Below are 20543 nucleotides of genomic sequence, written 5' to 3'. Positions count from 1 at the left end.
CCCTGATCCCTCCTTTTCTCTCTTTGTATAACTTCTGTACAACATGTATAAGTGCTAAATCGCTAGTGTTCATAAAAATACAACGCTTTGAATGTGGAGAAAATATATTATAAGGAAGAAACTCGGTTTTTCGACATTATCCACCACTTGTGGACAACGTTTTACAAAGCCTCTGAATAAGTTACCCACAAACTATCCACAAATTGTGGATAAACATATTTGGTCATTCACGTTATTAAGAGTGAAAACACAATAATCATATCAAAATATCCTAAGCGGTGCAATGCTTTAAAAATTTTATCCACAACCCCTTTCCCTTGTGGAATAAATTTGTCCACAGGCAAAGAATATGTGAAAAAGTTGTCAGTATGTGTTGTGGATAATTTATAAGGGTGTCGAAATCTATCCACAGAGGCGTTTTAGAGGAATCGTGGATGATGTTTGTAGAAGGAGAAAAAGATCATCCTTTCTGGAGGAGATAGAAGTTTTTTCATTACATGCTGCTCGCAGAAAATGAATGTTTGGGTAGGAGGATCTCATCGGAACTCGCGTGAAGATTTTTTCGGGGAAAATCGATGCCACATTTCCCCACTATAAAATAATATGAGAACGGTGTTGACTTTTGATGGGGGGCATCTTTATAATGGTGAAGAATGTCTTTAACTTATAAAGATATCCTTCAGGGAGGTGTCATAGATGAAAAGAACGTTTCAACCAAATAAGCGTAAAAGAAGTAAAGTACACGGTTTCCGCGCACGTATGAGTTCTAAAAACGGCCGTAATGTTTTAGCTCGTCGTCGTAGCAAAGGAAGAAAAGTATTATCTGCTTAGACCACTGAACTGACTCAGTGGTCTTTTTTTCTCTATCCATGTGATTGAAAGGCCATGTAGTTGGGCAAGATTGAGCAGGGAAAACCATTTAGAAAATTAGGTGTGATTCATGCGCAAAGAACAACGAGTGAAAAAGAATGAAGAGTTTCAGGACATCTTCAAAAAAGGAACGTCATTTGCCAATCGGCAGTTCGTTTTGTATTTTTTGAAAAAGGATGAGCCTCAGCCATTCCGGATCGGGATCTCGGTGAGCAAGAAAATCGGCAATGCCGTATGCCGGAATCGGATCAAACGGTATGTGCGCCAGTCGTTCCTTGAATTGAGGGAAGAAGTGAAAGATCAGTACGATTATTTAATCATCGCCAGGAAACCGGCGGCCGACATGAACTTCCATGAGGTGAAAAGCAGCCTCACGCACGTTCTTAATAGAGGGAAAGTATTGAAGCGGGGTTCTTATGGCAAAAATGTTCGTAAAAAGTCATAAACTATTTGCGGGATGCACAGGATTGCTCAGCACAAACCTGTGAAAAGATGTTACAATACGAAAGATTCTATCTTTTGTCATAATAGGATGTAACCGCATCCTTTATCACACTTGATTACTTATTAGTTGGGAGGAAATAGAGGGTGAAAAAGAGAATAATAGCCCTGATGTCAATTGTTGGGCTAATGGCTATTCTATCTGGTTGTACAGAATATAATAAGCCAATCAACTCAGATAGTACCGGTTTTTGGAACGAGTACATTGTTTATCCTTTGTCACAATTAATTACATTCTTCGGAGAAAAATTGGACGGGTTCGGATCCTATGGTCTGGCCATTATCATCGTCACATTGATCATCCGTTTAGCGATTCTACCATTAATGATCAAGCAAACGAAAAATTCTAAAGCAATGCAGGCACTGCAGCCGGAAATGAAAAAGCTGCGTGAGAAATACAGCTCCAAAGATGCACAAACACAGCAAAAGCTTCAACAGGAAACGATGGCGTTGTTCCAGTCACATGGCGTCAATCCACTGGCAGGATGTTTCCCGCTGATCGTCCAGATGCCGATCCTCATCGGTTTCTATCACGCAATCAGTCGTACAGCAGCCATCAAGGAACACAATTTCCTATGGTTCGACCTTGGAAGCCCGGATCCGATCTATGCGCTTCCGTTGATTGCCGGTTTGACAACCTTCATCCAGCAGAAGCTGATGATGGCTGGAACAGCTGATCAAAACCCACAAATGGCCATGATGCTTTATATCATGCCGGTCATGATCATCATCTTTGCCATCAACTTCCCTGCGGCCCTTTCCCTATACTGGGTTGTAGGTAACCTGTTCATGATTGCTCAAACGTATTTCATCAAAGGTCCTGATATTAAAGAAGTCAAAGCGGCCAAGGCCACTGCCCAATCAGGGGGCAAGAAGAAGTGAGAGAAGTGAATGTGACAGGTCCAACGGTGGAAGAAGCCATTGAATCAGCCTTGTCTCAACTGAACATCACAAAGGACCGTGCTGAAATCACGGTCATCGATCCCGGAAAGAAAGCCTTTTTCGGCCTTTTCGGAGGAAAACCTGCCGTCGTGGCAGTGAAGGAAACAATTGATCCCGTGGAAGAAGCGAAGAACTTCCTGATAGCTGTCGCCAAAGAAATGGGCGTGGAAGCGTCGATTGAAGAGAAGCGCAGCGGGAGAGAAGTTGAATTCAATATCTCCGGTGAGAAAATGGCCCTCCTGATTGGCAAAAGGGGACAGACCCTGAACGCCCTTCAGCATCTTGCCCAGCTAGTGGCGAATCGCTCGTCTGACCAATTCGTCACCATCCTGCTCGATGCGGAGAATTACAGGGCCCGCCGCAGGGAAACTTTATCGAATCTTGCGAAGCGCCTTGCCGACAAGGCCCTCCGCATCAATCGTCCCGTTTCCCTCGAGGCCATGCCATCCTACGAGCGCAAGGTGATCCATGCTGCCCTCGTGGACAAGACCGATGTGGAAACCCACTCGGAAGGCCGTGAACCCAATCGATATATTGTGATTTCACCGAAATAAAGAAAAAACGACCCCGTTGGGACGCACTCGTTGGAGTGGGTGTCCCGATGGGGTCGTTTTTTGATTGGATGGCTGGTGGAGGAGCGAGTGGGGAGTGTGGGAGTTGGTCATAAACGTTGGAAGTTGGAAATAAACAGTGAAAGTTGATCGGAAAGGCTGAAAGTTGAAAAAAAATCCGGAAAGTTGGCAGTAGAAACGGGTGAAAAGGTGAGAGTTGGTAGAAAAAAGGCGAAAGTTGATAGAAAAACTCGAAAAGTTGATAGCAAAATTGAAAAAGTCGGTAATAAAATCTTAGCTATTCCGAAAAAAGTAGCCGAATGGGACGAAATCTCCCTTTTTTAACCTGTTCAATGGTGCAAACCCCTAAAAATCGTCTTCGCTACATCCCGTTTCAACCCTTTCGACAAATTTCGCCACCACCCCTTCCCATCAAACGTCCCCAATCAGTCAAAAAGCCGCCCGGATCAACAACCCGAGCGGCCTTTCTACCTTATCATTCACTCTTTTCTTTCCATTCATCTGAAAGAATTCCGTAAATCACATGATCCACGTACCTGTCATAAAGCCATTCTGCTTGGCGGATTGTCCCTTCTTTGATATAGCCGAGTCGTTCCGGGATTCCCCGGCTTTTTTGATTTCCGACGGCCGCGCGGATCTCGACTTTGTCGAGTGCATAGTGCTCAAAAGCATAGGTCGTCAACGTACTGATCACCCGGGTCATAATTCCTTTCCCCTGGTTGCCTTCACCGAGCCAGTATCCGATATAGGCGGTTTTATTGGACCAGTTGATGTTATTGAATCCGGCCGTGCCGACCACTTCACCTTGATAGAGGATGGCAGCGGATAGACTGCTGCGGTTGGCATATCCCTTCATCGTTCCGGCAATGAATTCTTCTGTGTCGCTCACCTTGGTGCTGAAGTCCAGCCATGGTAGCCACTCTTTCAAGTGGGAGCGGGATTTGTCGGTCAGCTCAAAAAGCGCCTGAGCATCCTGGGGTTCAAGTAGTTTCAATGATAGATCGTGATCGATTTTGTAGGTGAACATGATGTGTTGCTCCTTTCCTGGTTGGCTATAATATCGGTTCGGCCGTAGGGATATTTAGTGGTCTGAAAAAATACGATCTTTCTCGGCAACATACGTCGGGTTCCCTATGCCTATATTTTACCAAACCACAACAGAAGGAGCTGAATCTTTTTGCGTCTGCCCTCTGGATAAGTGACAATCCTGCCAATTTCACCTGCCGTTTATTGTTATTCACATGTGGATAAGTTAAAATGAGAGGGATGAAAGAATGGGGCTGTGGATAATTTGACGTATCTGCCAGTTTTCCGTTCTTTAGGTTTAAATCGGTTTGTGCTATTCTAATAATTTGGGGAAACACTGCTTAATGATAGAGGCTGCTAGAACGAGACAGCCATTTTTTTATAGATGTAAGAAGAGAAGAAAGAGAGGTGACTCATATGGAATTCGATACGATTGCGGCGATTTCCACTCCGATGGGGGAAGGGGCGATTGCCATTGTCCGTCTGAGCGGAGATGACGCTTTTGCGATCGGGGACCAGGTGTTCAGGGGCAAGAAAGGCAAACCGCTGACGGAACTGGACTCCCATACGATCCATTACGGTCATATCGTGGATCCTGCGACAGAGCAGGTGGTGGAAGAGGTCATGGTGTCGGTGCTGAAGGGACCGAAAACTTTCACGCGTGAGAACGTCCTCGAAATCAACTGTCACGGAGGTCTTGTATCGGTCAATAAGGTGCTTCAGCTTGTGTTGAAGCACGGTGCGAGATTGGCTGAGCCGGGAGAGTTCACAAAGCGTGCCTTCCTGAACGGACGGATCGATCTGTCCCAGGCGGAGGCCGTCATGGATTTGATCAGGGCAAAGACGGACCGGGCCATGAATGTGGCGTTGAATCAGATGGAAGGACGCCTATCCAAACTGATTCAGAAGCTACGCCAGGAAATCCTCGAGACGCTCGCCCATGTGGAAGTGAATATTGACTATCCGGAGTATGATGATGTGGAGGAAATGACCCACAGCGTGCTCCTGGAGAAATCGAGCTATGTCAGGGATGAGATCGAGAAGCTCATCAAGACGTCCGAGCAGGGGAAAATCCTCCGTGAAGGCCTGTCCACGGTCATCATCGGCCGCCCGAATGTCGGGAAGAGTTCTTTATTGAATAGCCTCGTTCACGAAAATAAGGCGATCGTGACGGATATTCCCGGAACGACGCGTGACGTGATCGAGGAGTATGTGAACGTAAGGGGTGTACCGCTCCGCCTCGTCGATACGGCGGGGATCCGGGAGACGGAGGATATCGTCGAGCGGATCGGGGTCGAGCGCTCACGACAGGTATTGAAGGAAGCAGATCTCATTCTTCTTGTCCTCAATCACGCGGACGACCTTACCTTCGAAGACGAGCAACTGTTTGAAGCCGTCAAGGGAATGGATGTCATTGTCATCGTGAACAAGACGGACCTTCCGAGGAAGATCGACCTGGCGAAAGTGGAAGCACTTGCCGCCAACCACAAGCTTGTGACGACGGCCCTGATCGAGGAAGAAGGCGTGGATGAGCTCGAGGAAGCCATTTCATCCCTCTTCTTTGATGGGTCCATCGAGGCTGGGGATATGACGTATGTATCCAACAGCCGTCACATCGCCCTGCTTCATCAGGCGTCGACAAGCATCAACGAAGCGATTCAAAATGTAGAAATGGGCATACCGATCGACATTGCCCAGATCGATCTGACAAGAACATGGGGGCTTCTCGGTGAAATCATCGGTGAAAGTGTACATGATAGTTTGATCGATCAGTTGTTCTCACAATTCTGCCTAGGGAAATAAATTTGTATATAGGATCATGTGATCCTTTAAGGAGGATAAATCACCATGCAATATGACGCAGGACAGTATGATGTCATTGTCATTGGTGCTGGACACGCCGGAGTGGAAGCAGGACTTGCTTCCGCCCGCATGGGGGCGAAAACGCTGATGGTCACCATCAACCTTGATATGATCGCCTTCATGCCATGTAACCCATCTGTCGGCGGACCGGCAAAGGGGATCGTCGTTAGGGAAATTGATGCCCTCGGCGGTGAAATGGGGCGCAACATCGATAAGACCCACATCCAAATGAGGATGCTGAATACAGGTAAAGGCCCGGCCGTACGCGCGCTGCGTGCCCAAGCCGATAAATTCACGTACCAAAATGAAATGAAGAAAACAATCGAGAATGAACCGAACATTACCCTCATGCAAGGCATGGTGGAAGAGCTCATCGTGGAAGATGGCGAGTGTAAAGGTGTCGTCACCATGACTGGTGCCGCCTATCGCGCGAAGACGGTCGTCATCACGACCGGGACCTTCCTACGCGGGGAAATCATCCTCGGCGAGTTGAAATATTCAAGTGGTCCGAACAATCAGCAGCCATCGATCCGTCTGGCAGATCACCTGCGCGAGCTCGGGTTCGACACCGTGCGATTCAAGACCGGTACGCCTCCACGGGTGAACGGTTCGACCATCGATTACTCCAAGACGGAAATCCAGTCAGGCGATGATGTACCGAGGGCGTTCAGCTACGAAACGACGAAGTACATCACCGATCAGCTTCCGTGCTGGCTTACCTACACGAATGAAACGACGCATCAGCTCATCGATGATAACCTTCATCGCTCGCCGATGTATTCTGGCATGATCAAAGGCACAGGCCCTCGCTACTGCCCGTCCATTGAGGATAAGGTCGTCCGTTTCAACGATAAGCCGCGCCATCAGATCTTCCTTGAGCCAGAAGGCCGTAATACGCAGGAAGTATACGTTCAAGGACTTTCAACAAGCCTGCCGGAAGATGTGCAGCAGAAGATCCTTTCCACGATCCCTGGTCTTGAGAACGTCCAAATGATGCGTCCGGGCTATGCCATCGAATATGATTCCATCGTACCGACTCAGCTATGGCCGACTCTTGAGACGAAAAAGATTAGGAATCTGTATACAGCGGGTCAAATCAATGGAACATCCGGTTATGAAGAAGCAGCAGGACAAGGGCTGATGGCAGGAATCAATGCCGCATGCCGCTCCCTTGATAAAGAGGAAGTCATCCTCGGCCGTTCCGATGCGTACATCGGTGTGCTGATCGATGATCTTGTCACAAAAGGTACGAACGAACCGTATCGTCTCTTGACCTCGAGGGCAGAATACCGCCTTCTTCTCCGTCATGACAACGCCGATCTTCGCCTGACCGATATCGGTCACAGAATCGGACTCATTTCAGACGAGCGCTACGGACGTTTCACAGCGAAAAAAGAGTTGATCGAAGCGGAAAAAGAACGTCTGAAATCAACCCGCATCAAACCGACGGAAGAGACACAGTCCGTAATCCGTGAAGCAGGCGGAAGCGAACTGAAGGACGGGATCCTTGCAGTGGATCTTCTGAAACGTCCGGAGATGAACTATTCTCATATGAAATCCCTCGTTCCGAATGAATTGGATCTTGATCCAGAAGTGGAAGAACAGGTGGAGATCCAAGTGAAATACGAAGGATACATCGAAAAATCCCTTCAGCAGGTCGACAAGATGAAGAAAATGGAGAACAAGCGGATCCCTGAAAACATCGATTATTCGAAGATCAGCGGTCTGGCATCCGAAGCGAGACAGAAGCTGATTGAAGTACAGCCGTTGTCCCTTGCCCAGGCTTCCCGTATTTCCGGAGTCAATCCTGCGGACGTTTCCATCCTTCTCGTCTACATCGAACAGGGGAAAATTGCAAAAGTATCAGGTGATCAATAAAGGATGGGTTGCGCATGAATATCAATGAATTTCAAGCCGGTCTCGAGGAGAAGGGGATTTCCCTTTCCTCTGAGCAGCTGGCACAATTCGAGAAATACCACGAGCTATTGGTCGAGTGGAATGAAAAGATGAATCTGACGGCAATTACGGATAAAGAAGAGGTTTACCTCAAGCACTTCTATGATTCCATCTCTGCTGCTTTTTACGTTGATTTCAATTCCATCACTTCCCTCTGTGATGTCGGTGCAGGGGCCGGGTTCCCAAGCATCCCGATCAAAATCTGTTTCCCGCATCTGCATGTCTCCATCGTGGATTCGCTGAACAAACGCATCACGTTCCTGAATCATCTATCAGATCAGCTGGGACTTGAGAACACGCACTTCCATCACGACCGTGCAGAAACATTCGGCAAGAATAAGGATCATCGCGAAGCATACGACATGGTCACGGCTCGTGCCGTTGCCAGAATGTCGGTACTCAGCGAGCTCTGCCTGCCCCTTGTCAAAAAGGGCGGATATTTTGTCGCCATGAAGGCTGCCAGTGTGAACGATGAGATGGATAAAGCCAAGAAAGCAATCACGACCCTCGGCGGGAAGACGGAGCAGGTCGATTCCTTCCTCCTTCCTGAAGAGAACAGTGAGCGCACGATCGTTCAGATCAAGAAAGTGAAAGATACACCGAATAAGTATCCCAGGAAGCCTGGTACACCGAATAAATTACCATTAGAATAGAAAACTGACGTAGTACTACGGAAAATGTCATGGGAATAAGGCAGGAACTTGTCATTTCTTAGAGAATAGTATTAAAGGGAGTTTCTTAAAGGTGGTGTAGGAAGATGAAGCATCCTTTCTCTCGTTTTTTTGGTCTGGGTGAAAAGGAGCAAGAGCCGGAAGAATCAACAGAATCAGCAGTAGTGGAAGATCGGGATGAAGTGAAGAAGATTCCAGTCTCTCAGATCGTACCCAACCGCTTCCAGCCTAGGACGATTTTTAATGATGATAAAATAGAAGAGTTATCGAGGACGATCCATATACACGGCATCATCCAGCCTATCGTGGTAAGGGAATACGGCGAGGATCAATTCGAGATCATTGCCGGGGAGCGGCGATTCAGGGCGGTGTCAAAACTAGGTTGGGAAACGGTCCCTGCCATCGTCAAGAATATGAATGACACGGAAACAGCCTCTGTCGCGCTGATCGAGAACCTTCAACGCGAAGAGCTGTCACCGATCGAGGAAGCCATCGCGTACGGTAAGCTTCTCGAACTTCACGAATTGACTCAGGAAGCCCTTGCACAGCGTTTGGGAAAAGGACAGTCGACGGTGGCCAACAAGCTCCGTCTCCTCAAGCTCCCCGAAGAGGTGCAGGGTGCCCTTCTTGATAAGAAGATCACCGAGCGCCATGCCCGTGCCCTCATTCCTTTGAAGAACGCGGAGAAACAGGTCCAGCTTCTTCAAGAGGTGGTCGAGAAGAACCTCAATGTAAAGCAGACGGAAGACCGCGTGAACAAAATGCAGGAAGCCTCGGACAAAAAACCGAAGCCGAAGCGCAAAGCCTTCTCGAAAGATATGAGGATTGCCGTCAACACGATCCGCCAGTCATTGAATATGGTTTCCGACAGCGGGATCAACCTGGATGCCGAGGAAGAAGAACATGAGGAATTCTATCAGTTCACCATCCGCATCCCAAAAAAGAAATAGAATCATAGAGTGAGAGACTGTAAACAGGCAGTTCTCACTTTTTTTGTGGGATTTTGGCGATCATAGTCGATGGGAACGCGCAACATAATAAAAATTGCCAGACAATTTTCCGAGAATTTTGTTAGAATAGAAGAATACTGTGAAAAAAACTAGGTAGGTGACAACCTTGGGCAGAATCATAGCCGTTACAAACCAGAAAGGCGGAGTCGGTAAGACCACGACCAGTGTCAATCTGGGGGCTTGTTTAGCTTATATTGGAAAGAAAGTCCTGCTCGTCGACATAGATCCGCAAGGGAACGCTACGAGCGGTGCCGGTGTGGAAAAAGGAGACGTGCAACAATGCATATATGATGTTCTTGTGGATGACGTGGAAGTGAAGGATACGATCAAGCAGTCGAAGGTCGAGAATCTGGATATCGTACCCGCCACCATTTCCCTTGCCGGTGCTGAAATCGAGCTGGTTCCGACTATCTCAAGGGAAGTCCGCTTGAAGAAGGCACTGGAAAAAGTGAAGGATGATTATGATTATATCGTCATCGATTGCCCGCCATCGCTGGGCTTATTGACCATCAATGCCCTGACGTCTTCGGATGCGGTGATTATCCCTGTTCAATGTGAATACTACGCACTGGAAGGTCTGAGTCAGCTGCTCAGCACCGTGCGTCTTGTTCAGAAGCACTTGAATCACGATCTGATGATCGACGGTGTCCTGTTGACGATGCTTGATGCCCGTACGAATCTCGGCATCCAGGTCATCGAAGAAGTGAAGAAATACTTCCAGGATAAAGTGTACCGTACCATTATCCCGCGCAATGTTCGACTGAGCGAAGCACCGAGCCATGGGGAACCGATCATCATATATGATGCCAAGTCCAGGGGAGCGGAAGTGTACTTAGAACTTGCGAAGGAGGTGGCGATGAGTGGCTAAAGGTTTGGGAAAGGGACTTGATGCCCTGTTCACAGCAAATAAAGAAGAGGAAACGGTTCAGGAAGTGAAGCTGAAGGATCTCCGTCCGAATCCGTATCAGCCCCGTAAGATCTTCCAGCCCCAAGCGATCGAAGAGCTGAAGTCCTCCATCCAGGAGCATGGAATCCTTCAGCCGATCATCGTCCGGAAATCCATCAAAGGCTATGAAATCGTGGTCGGTGAGCGTCGCTATCGTGCAGCGAAAGCGGCTGATCTCAAGACGGTCCCCGTTGTTGTACGGGAGCTTGATGAGAAGCAGATGATGGAACTGGCCGTACTGGAAAACCTTCAGCGTGAGGATTTGACGCCGATTGAAGAGGCAGCCGCCTATCAGATGCTGATGGAGAAGCTTGGGCTCACGCAAGAGGAGCTGGCAAAGCGGTTGGGGAAAAGCCGTCCCCATATCGCCAATCATATCCGTCTTCTTGGGCTCTCACAGCCCGTTCAGGAACTGATTTCAGATGGAAAGCTTACGATGGGGCACGGTCGGGCCCTTCTTGGTCTGAAGAACAAGAAAGGGTTGACCCAGCTAGTCAATCGGGTCATGAAGGATTCCCTGAATGTTCGTCAGCTTGAGAAGCTCGTACAGGAACTGAACGACGATGTTTCACGTGAAACGAAGAAAAAAGAGCGCAAGGATGTGTTCATCGAGGAGCAGGAGACGCGCCTTCGGGAACGGTTCGGCACGACGGTCACGATCAAGCAATCAAAGAAAAAAGGAAAGATCGAGCTTGAGTTCTTCTCGAAAGAAGACCTTGAACGGATCCTCGATCTTCTTCAACAACACGACTGATGGAGTCCGGCTCTGAAGGGAACCCCTTCAAGCCGGTTCTTTTTTGTCGAGAGCGATAGGAGAAAGAGAAAATGGTGTTATTCGGTACGATCATCAACGGAATATGTATCATCCTGGGAACACTTCTCGGGAAACTCCTCCACCGCATTCCGGAGAATGTGAAGGATACGGTATTGAAGGCAATCGGCCTTGCCGTGACGGTCCTCGGACTGCAGATGGGATTGAAAAGTGAGAACTTCCTGATCGTCATCATCTCTCTTGCAGTCGGTGCGGCCCTTGGCGAATGGATGAACCTCGATTCCAAGCTCAATGCCCTTGGGGATTGGCTTGAAAGGAAAATCGGTACAAAAGGAGATACCTCCATCTCTCAAGGTTTCATCACGGCCACCCTGATCTTCGTGATCGGGGCGATGGCTGTCATCGGTGCCCTTGATAGCGGAATCAGGGGAGACCATGACGTCCTACTCACAAAAGCGATCATCGATGGATTCACCTCCATCATCCTTGCCACGACCCTTGGGATCGGCGTCATGTTCTCAGCTGTGCCGGTCATCCTCTATCAAGGTACGATCGCGTTGTTCGCCACCCAGATCCACCGCTTTGTCCCACAGGAACTCATGGACGCCTTCATCACTGAAATGACCGCGACAGGCGGCATCATGATCTTTGCCATCGGACTCAATCTGGTCGGAATCACCAAGATCAGGGTGGCTAATCTTCTTCCTGGAATAGTAGTCGTCGGAGTGATTGTTTCGTTCCTTCATCTGTATCAAGCGTAAAGAGTGCTTTAGCCATAGCAAAACCCGAATTAATTCGCCTACTATAAAGCAAATTAGTTCGGGTTTTTCATTTGTTTCATGAACATTTACATGAAATTTTTTCTAGCGGTTGATTGGAGTGCAAGCGAAGACTCCAGCGGGAAAAGTAGCTGATGTGAGACCCCGCAGGCTTGCCGAGGAGGCTCACGGGCTACCCGCGCGCAGTTTTGCACGGAAATCATGAGCGGTATAAAGAATTCACACTGATATATTTCGTTAGTAAACGGACCCTTGGTTTTCTAACAAGATCTTCTTTTTATTCAGACCGTTAAGAACAATCCGTAGGCCGGTGTGGCGATTGCTTCCACTGCCAATAGGAATAGGAGCCAGTTGGCATTCACGTCTTTTTCCCTTGAATAAGCCGTTTTGATCGTGTGTGCAATAACGCCTACTAAGAGAGTGCCAAGTGCAATTTTAACAAGTAAGAGTATGGTCATTTACGTCTTCACCTTTTATATACGAAAGAACGGAATGGAGGTTTCGGGAAAATTCCATAAAAAAACAGTCCGCATCCGGACCGTCCTCTTATTGTAGTTCTTCCCGCCACTTTTCGATACTCACGGCGTTCCTGCGCTCGATGGTTTCGGCAGCCAGGGCGATCGACTCGGCCATGATCTTGGCCATTCGCATCACAAGGCTGAGCCGGGTATTTTGAAGTACGAAGAATTCCATGAATCCGCTCACGTTGACGATCCCGGTCAGGTGGATATTGCCGACTTCCGGAAGTTCCTTATTCACTCCAGCACCGGGTTTGAGCGGCCCGTGACTGAGCTGGATTGCCCCGACACTCTTAAGGCGGCCTAAACAGGCGTCGATTCCGATGATGAATGGATTCTTATGAATGGAGTGGATATACGCCATCTTCTCTTCCAGATTGACGGCGTGGATGGGATCATCCAGGGTCCCGTATACGTGGAAGGTCTCTAAACCCCGATCTTCCAGGAGGGTACCGATCAATGGACCGAGGGAGTCGCCCGTGGAACGATCTGTCCCGATACATATGAAGACGATCGGACGCGTCCGGTAGAGGATGGGCAGCATGGCTGAAAGGTGGACGGAAAGATCCAGTGCCGCATTTTCATCTTCATAAGAGACCCTGTATGGTTCGGTCTTGCGGTCGAAAAGTCCTCGTTTCAGATTCATCACTACCACTCCCTTGCTCCTCGTTATCGTCCAGGCATGTTTACCGCTTTTTAACAGTATACGGACAATCGCCGTCGTTCATACATAATCGGGGCAGTTTTTTCATATGATAAAAATTTTTAAACTTCTTTACAGATCGAGGTTATATCTATTCATGGAGAGGGAAAGTTGTTAAAATAAAGGGTACTTCTAATAAGGGAGGGCTGTTGAGATTATGGCAACAGAGACAAAAATTGAGGAATCCGTTCAAAAAGCGGTATCAACATTAACAGATAATCAGCTGTGGACTTCACTCGGTCTCGGCGCTCTCAAAATCGTGGCCATCATGGTCATTACGTATATCGCCCTTCGTGTCGGACGGTCTGCGATTCGCAACGTCTTCAAGGCAAGGTCGCGTTCACCGATCAAATTCTCCGAACGCCGCGAAGCCACATTATTGAAACTATTGGAAAACGTGTTGACATATGTGATCTACTTCATCTCACTCATGACGATCCTGTCGACGCTCGAAATAGATGTAAAAGGCTTGATCGCAGGTGCGGGAATCGTCGGTCTTGCCGTCGGATTCGGTGCACAGAATCTCGTGCGTGATATCATTACCGGTTTCTTCATCATCTTCGAGGATCAGTTCTCAGTAGGGGACTATGTGAAAATTGGTTCTGCCGAAGGAACGGTGGAGGAAATCGGGCTCCGTACGACGAAAATAAAAAGTTGGACCGGTGAATTACATATATTCCCGAATGGCAACGTAGCAGAGGTCACCAACTTCTCCGTTCATAACAGCGTGGCGGTGGTGGACGTCAACATTGCGTATGAAGAGAATATTGATAAGGCCGAGCGGGTATTGCAGGAGCTTCTCCTCACGCTCCCTCAAAAATATGAGGAGCTGGTGAATCCTCCGGAGCTTCTCGGTATCCAGACCCTCGGAGCGCCCGATGTGATGATGAGGATCGTCGCCGAGACGACACCGATGAATCACTGGTACATCGCCAGGGTCCTCCGCAAAGAAGTCAAGCAGTGCTTCGAACGGAACGGGATCGAAATCCCTCTTCCGCGCATGGTCATGTATTCACGCAATGATGAGGACGATGTACAGGAAGAACTTCAGAAAAAACAAAAGCAGGTTGAACGAGACTAAGGAGGTATGCGTCCATGGAGGCGAAGACGTTCGCACTAAATGATGTGGTGGAAATGAAAAAGCCCCATCCATGCGGCACCAATGAGTGGAAAATCATCCGCATGGGGATGGATATCAGGATCAAATGCGAGGGCTGCGGCCATAGCGTGATGATTCCTCGGAAGGATTTTTCCAAAAAGATGAAAAAAGTCCTTAGCTCATCAGAAAGCTGATACTGATAAGTACCCAGCTGGCACGATCCATAATCCAAACTAGTGTGTCTTTACACACAAAAACAGCTTACCGTTTACCGGCAGGCTGTTTTTTTATTTCCCGGGGAGCGGGACCGGGATTTTACGCCATGGCATCAGTGGAGCATCACTTGTCTTTTTCCCCCATTATCTCTATAATTGTGAAAGGTTCGACCGTTTGTACGGTCGTCATTCAGGTATGAAGCTGTCATGATGACAGAGATATGAATAGATAGGTAATCAATCAGGAGGAGTGACCGATATGGCTTTAACAGCTGGTATTGTAGGTCTGCCGAACGTCGGTAAATCTACGTTGTTCAATGCAATTACTAAAGCGGGTGCGGAATCTGCCAACTACCCGTTCTGTACCATCGATCCGAACGTGGGGATTGTAGAAGTACCCGATCATCGTCTGGATAAATTGACGGAGCTTGTGAATCCGAAAAAGACGGTTCCGACCGCATTTGAATTCACCGATATTGCAGGAATCGTGAAAGGTGCGAGCAAAGGGGAAGGGCTTGGGAATAAATTCCTTTCTCATATCCGCCAAGTTGACGCTATTTGTCAGGTTGTTCGTTGCTTCGCTGATGATAATATCACTCACGTAGCGGGGAAAGTGGATCCGATCGCAGATATCGAGGTCATTAACCTTGAGTTGATCCTTGCTGACCTTGAAACCGTGGACAAGCGTCTCGTGAAGGTCCAAAAAATGGCGAAACAAAAGGACAAGGAAGCGGTCTTTGAGTTCGAGATCCTTTCCAAACTGAAAGAAGTCCTTGAAAATGAGCAGCCTGCCCGTACGGCTGAATTCAACGAAGAACAGGCAAAATACGTGAAACAACTTCACTTGTTGACGTCCAAACCTGTCCTTTATGTGGCAAACGTCAGCGAAGATGAGATTGCTGATACTGAAGACAACGAATACGTACAAAAGGTACGCGAATTCGCGAGTGAAGACAATGCAGAGGTCATCGTCGTTTGTGCGAAGATTGAATCAGAAATCGCCGAGCTCGATGATGAAGAGAAAGCCATGTTCCTTCAAGAACTTGGTATTGAAGAATCAGGACTCGATCAGCTGATCCGCGCGACCTACTCCCTTCTTGGACTTGCCACATACTTTACGGCAGGTGTACAGGAAGTACGTGCATGGACCTTCCGTGAAGGCATGAAGGCTCCTCAGTGTGCCGGTGTCATCCACACCGACTTTGAGCGCGGGTTCATCCGTGCCGAAACGGTTTCCTATGACGACCTAGTTGCTGCCGGTACCATGAATGCAGCCAAGGAAGCCGGGAAAGTCCGTCTTGAAGGAAAAGAGTACCTAGTGAAAGATGGAGACATCATCCACTTCCGCTTCAACGTATAAGATCACTCAGCCCCGAATGGAGATTCGGGGCTTTTTGACATGAAAATAAAGACTTCGTTCATGTTCCGGGGTAATCTGTCTTTTTCCTCCAGCTTATTGCATTTGGACAATCCCTATGATATAATTTTAATTCGTGAGTAATGAACGCATTGCTCCTTGTTCTTTCGTAAAGAAAGGACCGCATAGACCACGAGGAGGTGACATTCAGATGAGAAAGTACGAAGTTATGTACATCGTCCGTCCAACCGTTGACGAAGAGTCAAAGAAAGCAGTTGTTGAGCGTTTTGATAACGTATTGACTACTAACGGCGCGGAGATCATCGAGTCAAAAGATTGGGGTAAACGTCGTTTAGCGTATGAAATCAACGATTTCCGTGATGGTTTCTACCAATTGGTGAAAATCAACGCTGGCTCTGAAGCTGTAAACGAGTTCGATCGTTTGGCTAAGATCAGTGACGACATTATCCGTCATATCGTTGTAAAAGACGAACAATAATTCGAACGTTTCATAGATATACACTTCTAGCAATAGAAGGAAGGGGTTGATTCTGATGATGAACCGAGTTGTATTAGTGGGCCGATTAACCAAAGACCCTGAACTAAAATATACTCCAAGCGGAGTGGCTGTTGCCTCATTCACACTGGCAGTGAATCGTTCTTTTACGAATCAATCAGGTGAACGGGAAGCAGATTTTATTAACTGTGTTGTTTGGCGCCGACCTGCCGAAAACGTAGCGAACTTCCTTAAGAAAGGAAGCCTGGCCGGCGTTGACGGTCGAATCCAGACCCGTAACTTCGAAGGACAGGATGGACGACGCGTGTTCATGACGGAAGTCGTGGCCGAAAGCGTTCAATTCCTTGAGCCTCGCAGTGCGAGTCAAGGTGGAGATCGCGGCGGAAGCCCAAGCTATTCTGGCGGCGGTGGTGGTTACCAACAGGGTAACCAAGGTGGTAACTCATTCGGCCAGAATCAGAATCAACAACAGCGCAACAACAATAATAACAATAACTACACTCGCGTAGATGAAGATCCATTCGCAAATGATGGTCAGCCGATCGACATTTCCGATGATGATCTACCATTCTAAGAGCGAACGATACTGACTTTTAAAAGGATAGGAGGCGAAAAACATGGCAGGAGGACGTAGAGGTGGACGTAGACGCCGTAAGGTATGCTACTTCACAGCAAACGGAATTACTCACATCGATTTCAAAGATGTGGAACTTCTTAAAAAATTCATCTCTGAACGTGGAAAAATTCTTCCACGTCGCGTAACTGGAACAAACGCTAAGTACCAACGTAAATTGACTCGTGCAATCAAACGTGCGCGTACAATGGCATTGCTTCCATACGTAAGCGGGGAATAAATAAGAGAGACATCCTTCTTTTGGAGGATGTCTTTTTTTTGTGCGCAAGATTTGCTTTCTCGTTACACTGTATCTTGCATAAAACGATAGACTCTTACACCCGATTTTCTACGGGTTCATTTTAGTTCCAATGATGGAAGTGAACTCATACACCTTGCGAAGATTGCCTTGAATGCCATTTATGCCGAGCCATTCCGCATATTCAGGAGGGAGTACAAAGTCTTTCACGAATGTCTCCATTGGAATTCCCCTATCGTGTGCCCTCTGTGCTCTTTCCAGGAGCATGCTGAGATAAGCCTTCATAGTATCGAGTAGCTCTCTTCCTCCTGAATCCCCGTGTCCCGGTACATAGGTCTTCACCTTCAAATCTACAATCTCTTTGATCAAGGCAAGATACGAAACGGGATCATAGATGGGTACGTGGAGCTTTCGGGTTATCAGGTCTCCTGCAAATAAGACAGAATCTTGTGGGAGGTATAGATAGGAATCACTGGGTGAGTGACCACCTCCGTGGCAACAGATAATCGCTTCTCTGTGAGAACCTTTGAATACATGCTCGGTATCGAAGATCCTATCTGGTAAGAAGAGTTTCAAGCGCGAAATGTCATGAAGGATATGCGTCATTTCCCCCATTTGTAGTTTAAGGCTCTCGATCAATACCGGATCGGCCTCCTGCGCTATACGTTGTTCTATACCGTGAAGATAGGCTTCCATTTCTTCTCGTTCTAAATCAAGGTCCTCTACATCGTTCTTTTCTTTGATCAATTGCTTCGTGAGAGCTGTAGAATAGATAGGAAATCCTTCAAACGCTTGATTTCCAAACATATGGTCACCGTGGAAATGACTATTCATAACCTCCATTTTTTTATTCCCTGTCAATCGTTCGGCATGCTTCCGAAGTTCGTATCCTGCCGACGGTGTGGACATGGTGTCGAAAATGAGGGTTTTTCCTCCCAAATCAATGATCCCCGCGTTACTCCATGCCCCCTTGCCCGGTTTGGCAATCACTTCGAATACGCCTTCGCAGAGCATGTGTATGGTGAAAAAGGCCGTTTCAATTTGATTCATGTTCACGCCCCCTTTATCTCTATCATACCAATATCCTTTATAAATATTAGAAAATTCCATATTTTTAGTAAAAAAGACTCAACCTCTCCCCTATTCTGCCGATACAACCAATACTAAGCGGTGTCTGGAGTGAGTTTTGGTGAAGAAGAAAAAGAAGGGTCTTTCGATTAGAACGAAGTTAACAGGGGTATTTTCGACATTATTTATTTTATCATTGGCAGTCATATTTGCGATTACGTCCTGGCAGACCCGGTCGAAGACGGAGGATGAAGTGATCCGGCAGTCGACCACCGTCGCGGGCGAAATGGGTGATTCCGTCGAACTCTTCCTCGGGCAGTTTGAGAAGAGCCTCATTCAGTACTCGAAGTCGAAAGGGCTGCTGGAATATGAAGCCTTCAAGATGACGGGGGAGAAGAACGGAAAATCGGAAAAAGAGCTCACCCAAGGGGTACAGGAGGACTTTGATAACTATATCGATCTTTATGATGAAGCGACTTCTATCTATATTGCTTCCCCAAACAAGAATCTCTTCATCGTTCCCGAGGCTGAATTGCCGGAAGGGTTTGATCCCACCGGTCGGGATTGGTTCAAGGCCGCTGCCGCTTCACAGAACGATGTAAACTGGAGCGAACCGTATGTCGATACGGCCACCAATCAGGACATCATTACGGCTTCCAAGGCCATTCTGGTGGATAACAAGCTTGTCGGTGTCATCGGTGTCGATATCAATCTATCGAAGCTGACGGAGCGGATTTCTTCCATGGAGTTGGGATACGGAGGCAATGCCGTACTGATCGGGAAGAATGGAACCGCCATCGTCCATCCCACCAGACGAGGAGAGAATCTATCGTCCTTTACGTTCATCAAAAAGATGCTCGATTCCAAGGATGAGAGTGGGATCATCCATTACACCCTCGAAGGGGAACAAAAAGTCATGATTTATGACACGATCCCCGGCACAGGCTGGAAGACAGGTGCCGTTTATTCCATGGAGGATATCATTGGCAATGCAAAAGAGATTGAACGTCAGCTCCTAGTGACGGGCCTCATCACCCTGGCTGTCCTCCTTGTGGTGATCGCCATCGTCTCAAGAAAGATGACGCGGCCGCTAAAATCACTTCAGGCAACGGTGAAACATGTAGCAACTGGGGATCTGACAAAGCGTTCCGATGTGAAAGCGACGGATGAAACAGGGCGTCTTGCTCATGATTTCAACCAAATGATCGATTCGATTTTCACGACGCTTCAGACTGTACAACACGCCTTCCTCCATGTGAGACAGTCTGCTGAAGGCCTCAGCGCCGTCTCAGAGGAGACGCATGCGTCAAGTGAAGAGATGGCCACGGCCATTTCGAGTATCGCCAGGACCGCCTCTGAAACGGCTTCTGATTCCGAGCGTGCCCAAAGTGGTGCTGAGAGCCTTGGAGACAGCATCAACCACATCTATGCGCAGTCCCATAAAATGTCGGAGCTTGCCGATGAGGTAGGCGAACGCAATGAACAGGGTATGAATCAGATCTCCAAGCTTCGCGGGGCGTATGATACGTCCCAGCAGTATATGGACTCGATGCAACAGGTGATTCTAGGATTCGGGGAGCACGTGAAGAATATCGAAAACGTGATGGCGACCATCACTGATATTTCCTCCCAGACCAATCTTCTTGCCCTTAACGCAAGCATCGAGGCTGCTCGTGCAGGAGAGCATGGGAAAGGGTTCGCCGTCGTGGCAGAAGAAGTACGGAAGCTTGCGGATCAATCCGTCCAGGCGACGGAGAGCGTAAAGCGCACGATCAAGGAGATCCAGGAGGGTTCCGATCAGGCAGTGAAAGAAATGAATCTGACCAAAGATACATTCGACGCCCAGCTCGGCGTGTTGAATGAAACCCATCAGGTGTTTGACCGGAATGCGGAGGTCATGAGGGCCATTAATAAAGAAATTGGTCATATGCATGAGGGGATCGAAGGAATCAATGGAGATAAAGACCAGGTATTCACTGTCATCAAGGCCATGGCGGAAGCGGCAGAAGAAACGGCAGCGTCATGTGAAGAGATGAATGCGTCCACCGATGAGCAGCTGAAAGCCGTCCAGTCCATCACGGCGGCGGCCGAACAGCTCACCGACCTGAGCCAGGAACTTCAGGCGGCCATCGACCGTTTCAAGATCGCCCAATCAGAATAAACAATGTCGGCCGGACATGGGGATGCTCCCGTGGTCCGGCCGTTTTGTTTGTTGTCTAAAGAGGTTTCAAAGCCCGGGTTTATACGCATCCTATTTAGAGGGGAAATGACTGAAGAGTCCATAAG

At 48.0% G+C, this 20543-nt stretch carries 23 protein-coding genes; 19 read left to right on the top strand and 4 right to left on the bottom strand.

The window, feature by feature from the left end; all coding sequences use genetic code 11:
- Positions 1 to 696: 696 nt before the first annotated feature.
- The 5 genes from rpmH to K6T23_RS22055 all read left to right on the top strand — a co-directional run bounded on the left by rpmH (position 697) and on the right by K6T23_RS22055 (position 3209).
- Positions 697 to 831: a 50S ribosomal protein L34 gene (rpmH, locus tag K6T23_RS22075; RefSeq protein WP_079513904.1), complete on the top strand. Its 135-nt coding sequence runs from the start codon at positions 697 to 699 to the stop codon at positions 829 to 831.
- A gap of 109 nt (positions 832 to 940) precedes the next feature.
- Positions 941 to 1315 (top strand): ribonuclease P protein component, encoded by a 375-nt coding sequence (rnpA, locus tag K6T23_RS22070; RefSeq protein ID WP_053429909.1) that lies wholly within the window; start codon positions 941 to 943, stop codon positions 1313 to 1315.
- Between the two features lie 143 nt (positions 1316 to 1458).
- The gene (spoIIIJ, locus tag K6T23_RS22065) at positions 1459 to 2253 is read left to right on the top strand and encodes a YidC family membrane integrase SpoIIIJ (protein ID WP_053429908.1); all 795 of its coding nucleotides are present in this window, start codon (positions 1459 to 1461) and stop codon (positions 2251 to 2253) included.
- Positions 2250 to 2867 carry an RNA-binding cell elongation regulator Jag/EloR gene (jag, locus tag K6T23_RS22060; protein WP_238283357.1) on the top strand — a complete coding sequence of 206 codons (618 nt, stop codon included), beginning with the start codon at positions 2250 to 2252 and terminating at the stop codon, positions 2865 to 2867. The genes spoIIIJ and jag overlap by 4 nt, the downstream gene beginning before the upstream one ends.
- A 183-nt stretch (positions 2868 to 3050) precedes the next feature.
- Positions 3051 to 3209: a hypothetical protein gene (locus tag K6T23_RS22055; protein WP_238283356.1), complete on the top strand. Its 159-nt coding sequence runs from the start codon at positions 3051 to 3053 to the stop codon at positions 3207 to 3209.
- A gap of 151 nt (positions 3210 to 3360) precedes the next feature.
- Here K6T23_RS22055 and K6T23_RS22050 read toward each other — a convergent pair whose 3' ends face one another.
- Complete coding sequence (locus K6T23_RS22050) at positions 3361 to 3912, bottom strand: GNAT family N-acetyltransferase (RefSeq protein ID WP_238283355.1); 552 nt, start codon at positions 3910 to 3912, stop codon at positions 3361 to 3363.
- Positions 3913 to 4328: 416 nt separating this feature from the next.
- On the opposite strand from K6T23_RS22050, the gene mnmE reads away from it, so the two are divergent.
- The 7 genes from mnmE to K6T23_RS22015 all read left to right on the top strand — a co-directional run bounded on the left by mnmE (position 4329) and on the right by K6T23_RS22015 (position 11890).
- Positions 4329 to 5714 (top strand): tRNA uridine-5-carboxymethylaminomethyl(34) synthesis GTPase MnmE, encoded by a 1386-nt coding sequence (gene mnmE, locus K6T23_RS22045; protein ID WP_238283354.1) that lies wholly within the window; start codon positions 4329 to 4331, stop codon positions 5712 to 5714.
- 45 nt (positions 5715 to 5759) lie between these two features.
- Positions 5760 to 7652 carry a tRNA uridine-5-carboxymethylaminomethyl(34) synthesis enzyme MnmG gene (gene mnmG / locus K6T23_RS22040; RefSeq protein WP_238283353.1) on the top strand — a complete coding sequence of 631 codons (1893 nt, stop codon included), beginning with the start codon at positions 5760 to 5762 and terminating at the stop codon, positions 7650 to 7652.
- Positions 7653 to 7666: 14 nt separating this feature from the next.
- Positions 7667 to 8383 (top strand): 16S rRNA (guanine(527)-N(7))-methyltransferase RsmG, encoded by a 717-nt coding sequence (rsmG, locus tag K6T23_RS22035; protein ID WP_053429903.1) that lies wholly within the window; start codon positions 7667 to 7669, stop codon positions 8381 to 8383.
- 104 nt (positions 8384 to 8487) lie between these two features.
- The gene (noc, locus tag K6T23_RS22030; protein WP_048004577.1) at positions 8488 to 9351 is read left to right on the top strand and encodes a nucleoid occlusion protein; all 864 of its coding nucleotides are present in this window, start codon (positions 8488 to 8490) and stop codon (positions 9349 to 9351) included.
- Positions 9352 to 9517: 166 nt separating this feature from the next.
- Positions 9518 to 10279: a ParA family protein gene (locus tag K6T23_RS22025; RefSeq protein WP_053429901.1), complete on the top strand. Its 762-nt coding sequence runs from the start codon at positions 9518 to 9520 to the stop codon at positions 10277 to 10279.
- Positions 10272 to 11111: a ParB/RepB/Spo0J family partition protein gene (locus K6T23_RS22020; protein ID WP_238283352.1), complete on the top strand. Its 840-nt coding sequence runs from the start codon at positions 10272 to 10274 to the stop codon at positions 11109 to 11111. The genes K6T23_RS22025 and K6T23_RS22020 overlap by 8 nt, the downstream gene beginning before the upstream one ends.
- Positions 11112 to 11182: 71 nt before the next feature.
- Complete coding sequence (locus K6T23_RS22015; RefSeq protein ID WP_053429899.1) at positions 11183 to 11890, top strand: DUF554 domain-containing protein; 708 nt, start codon at positions 11183 to 11185, stop codon at positions 11888 to 11890.
- Between the two features lie 299 nt (positions 11891 to 12189).
- Here the strand turns inward: K6T23_RS22015 and K6T23_RS22010 are convergent, their stop codons facing one another.
- On the bottom strand, positions 12190 to 12366 hold the full coding sequence (locus tag K6T23_RS22010; protein ID WP_156450693.1) for a hypothetical protein: 177 nt from the start codon (positions 12364 to 12366) through the stop codon (positions 12190 to 12192).
- An 88-nt stretch (positions 12367 to 12454) separates the two neighbouring features.
- The gene (yyaC, locus tag K6T23_RS22005; protein WP_053429936.1) at positions 12455 to 13072 is read right to left on the bottom strand and encodes a spore protease YyaC; all 618 of its coding nucleotides are present in this window, start codon (positions 13070 to 13072) and stop codon (positions 12455 to 12457) included.
- A gap of 214 nt (positions 13073 to 13286) precedes the next feature.
- Between yyaC and K6T23_RS22000 the strand changes: the two genes are divergently transcribed.
- From K6T23_RS22000 to rpsR, 6 genes are all read left to right on the top strand, one after another.
- Complete coding sequence (locus K6T23_RS22000; protein ID WP_053429898.1) at positions 13287 to 14210, top strand: mechanosensitive ion channel family protein; 924 nt, start codon at positions 13287 to 13289, stop codon at positions 14208 to 14210.
- A gap of 14 nt (positions 14211 to 14224) precedes the next feature.
- The gene (locus K6T23_RS21995; RefSeq protein ID WP_048004584.1) at positions 14225 to 14422 is read left to right on the top strand and encodes a DUF951 domain-containing protein; all 198 of its coding nucleotides are present in this window, start codon (positions 14225 to 14227) and stop codon (positions 14420 to 14422) included.
- Between the two features lie 280 nt (positions 14423 to 14702).
- Positions 14703 to 15803, top strand: a complete 1101-nt coding sequence (gene ychF / locus K6T23_RS21990) for a redox-regulated ATPase YchF (protein WP_048004585.1) — start codon at positions 14703 to 14705, stop codon at positions 15801 to 15803.
- Positions 15804 to 16011: 208 nt separating this feature from the next.
- Positions 16012 to 16299: a 30S ribosomal protein S6 gene (rpsF, locus tag K6T23_RS21985; protein ID WP_053429896.1), complete on the top strand. Its 288-nt coding sequence runs from the start codon at positions 16012 to 16014 to the stop codon at positions 16297 to 16299.
- 55 nt (positions 16300 to 16354) lie between these two features.
- Complete coding sequence (ssb, locus tag K6T23_RS21980) at positions 16355 to 16891, top strand: single-stranded DNA-binding protein (protein WP_056539912.1); 537 nt, start codon at positions 16355 to 16357, stop codon at positions 16889 to 16891.
- Between the two features lie 43 nt (positions 16892 to 16934).
- Entirely contained in the window at positions 16935 to 17171 is a 237-nt protein-coding gene (gene rpsR, locus K6T23_RS21975) for a 30S ribosomal protein S18 (protein WP_048004588.1), read from the top strand.
- 108 nt (positions 17172 to 17279) lie between these two features.
- On the opposite strand, the gene K6T23_RS21970 is transcribed toward rpsR, so the two are convergent.
- Complete coding sequence (locus K6T23_RS21970; protein WP_238283351.1) at positions 17280 to 18239, bottom strand: MBL fold metallo-hydrolase; 960 nt, start codon at positions 18237 to 18239, stop codon at positions 17280 to 17282.
- A gap of 139 nt (positions 18240 to 18378) precedes the next feature.
- Here K6T23_RS21970 and K6T23_RS21965 point away from each other — a divergent pair, with 139 nt between their 5' ends.
- Positions 18379 to 20418 (top strand): methyl-accepting chemotaxis protein, encoded by a 2040-nt coding sequence (locus tag K6T23_RS21965; RefSeq protein WP_238283350.1) that lies wholly within the window; start codon positions 18379 to 18381, stop codon positions 20416 to 20418.
- Positions 20419 to 20543 lie beyond the last annotated feature (125 nt).

The organism is Rossellomorea marisflavi, assembly GCF_022170785.1.
In the GTDB taxonomy this organism is placed as follows: domain Bacteria; phylum Bacillota; class Bacilli; order Bacillales; family Bacillaceae_B; genus Rossellomorea; species Rossellomorea marisflavi_B.
This window is presented reverse-complemented; position numbering and strand designations above follow the sequence as displayed.

Coding starts and splice junctions, on each gene's coding strand:
- mnmG (WP_238283353.1), top strand. CDS start 5,760: ATGCAATATGACGCAGGACAGTATGATGTCATTGTCATTGGTGCTGGA.
- K6T23_RS21995 (WP_048004584.1), top strand. CDS start 14,225: ATGGAGGCGAAGACGTTCGCACTAAATGATGTGGTGGAAATGAAAAAG.
- ychF (WP_048004585.1), top strand. CDS start 14,703: ATGGCTTTAACAGCTGGTATTGTAGGTCTGCCGAACGTCGGTAAATCT.
- K6T23_RS22000 (WP_053429898.1), top strand. CDS start 13,287: ATGGCAACAGAGACAAAAATTGAGGAATCCGTTCAAAAAGCGGTATCA.
- rpsF (WP_053429896.1), top strand. CDS start 16,012: ATGAGAAAGTACGAAGTTATGTACATCGTCCGTCCAACCGTTGACGAA.
- rsmG (WP_053429903.1), top strand. CDS start 7,667: ATGAATATCAATGAATTTCAAGCCGGTCTCGAGGAGAAGGGGATTTCC.
- rpmH (WP_079513904.1), top strand. CDS start 697: ATGAAAAGAACGTTTCAACCAAATAAGCGTAAAAGAAGTAAAGTACAC.
- K6T23_RS22050 (WP_238283355.1), bottom strand. CDS start 3,912: ATGTTCACCTACAAAATCGATCACGATCTATCATTGAAACTACTTGAA.
- K6T23_RS22015 (WP_053429899.1), top strand. CDS start 11,183: ATGGTGTTATTCGGTACGATCATCAACGGAATATGTATCATCCTGGGA.
- K6T23_RS22010 (WP_156450693.1), bottom strand. CDS start 12,366: ATGACCATACTCTTACTTGTTAAAATTGCACTTGGCACTCTCTTAGTA.
- noc (WP_048004577.1), top strand. CDS start 8,488: ATGAAGCATCCTTTCTCTCGTTTTTTTGGTCTGGGTGAAAAGGAGCAA.
- ssb (WP_056539912.1), top strand. CDS start 16,355: ATGATGAACCGAGTTGTATTAGTGGGCCGATTAACCAAAGACCCTGAA.
- yyaC (WP_053429936.1), bottom strand. CDS start 13,072: ATGAATCTGAAACGAGGACTTTTCGACCGCAAGACCGAACCATACAGG.
- mnmE (WP_238283354.1), top strand. CDS start 4,329: ATGGAATTCGATACGATTGCGGCGATTTCCACTCCGATGGGGGAAGGG.
- K6T23_RS21970 (WP_238283351.1), bottom strand. CDS start 18,239: ATGAATCAAATTGAAACGGCCTTTTTCACCATACACATGCTCTGCGAA.
- rpsR (WP_048004588.1), top strand. CDS start 16,935: ATGGCAGGAGGACGTAGAGGTGGACGTAGACGCCGTAAGGTATGCTAC.
- rnpA (WP_053429909.1), top strand. CDS start 941: ATGCGCAAAGAACAACGAGTGAAAAAGAATGAAGAGTTTCAGGACATC.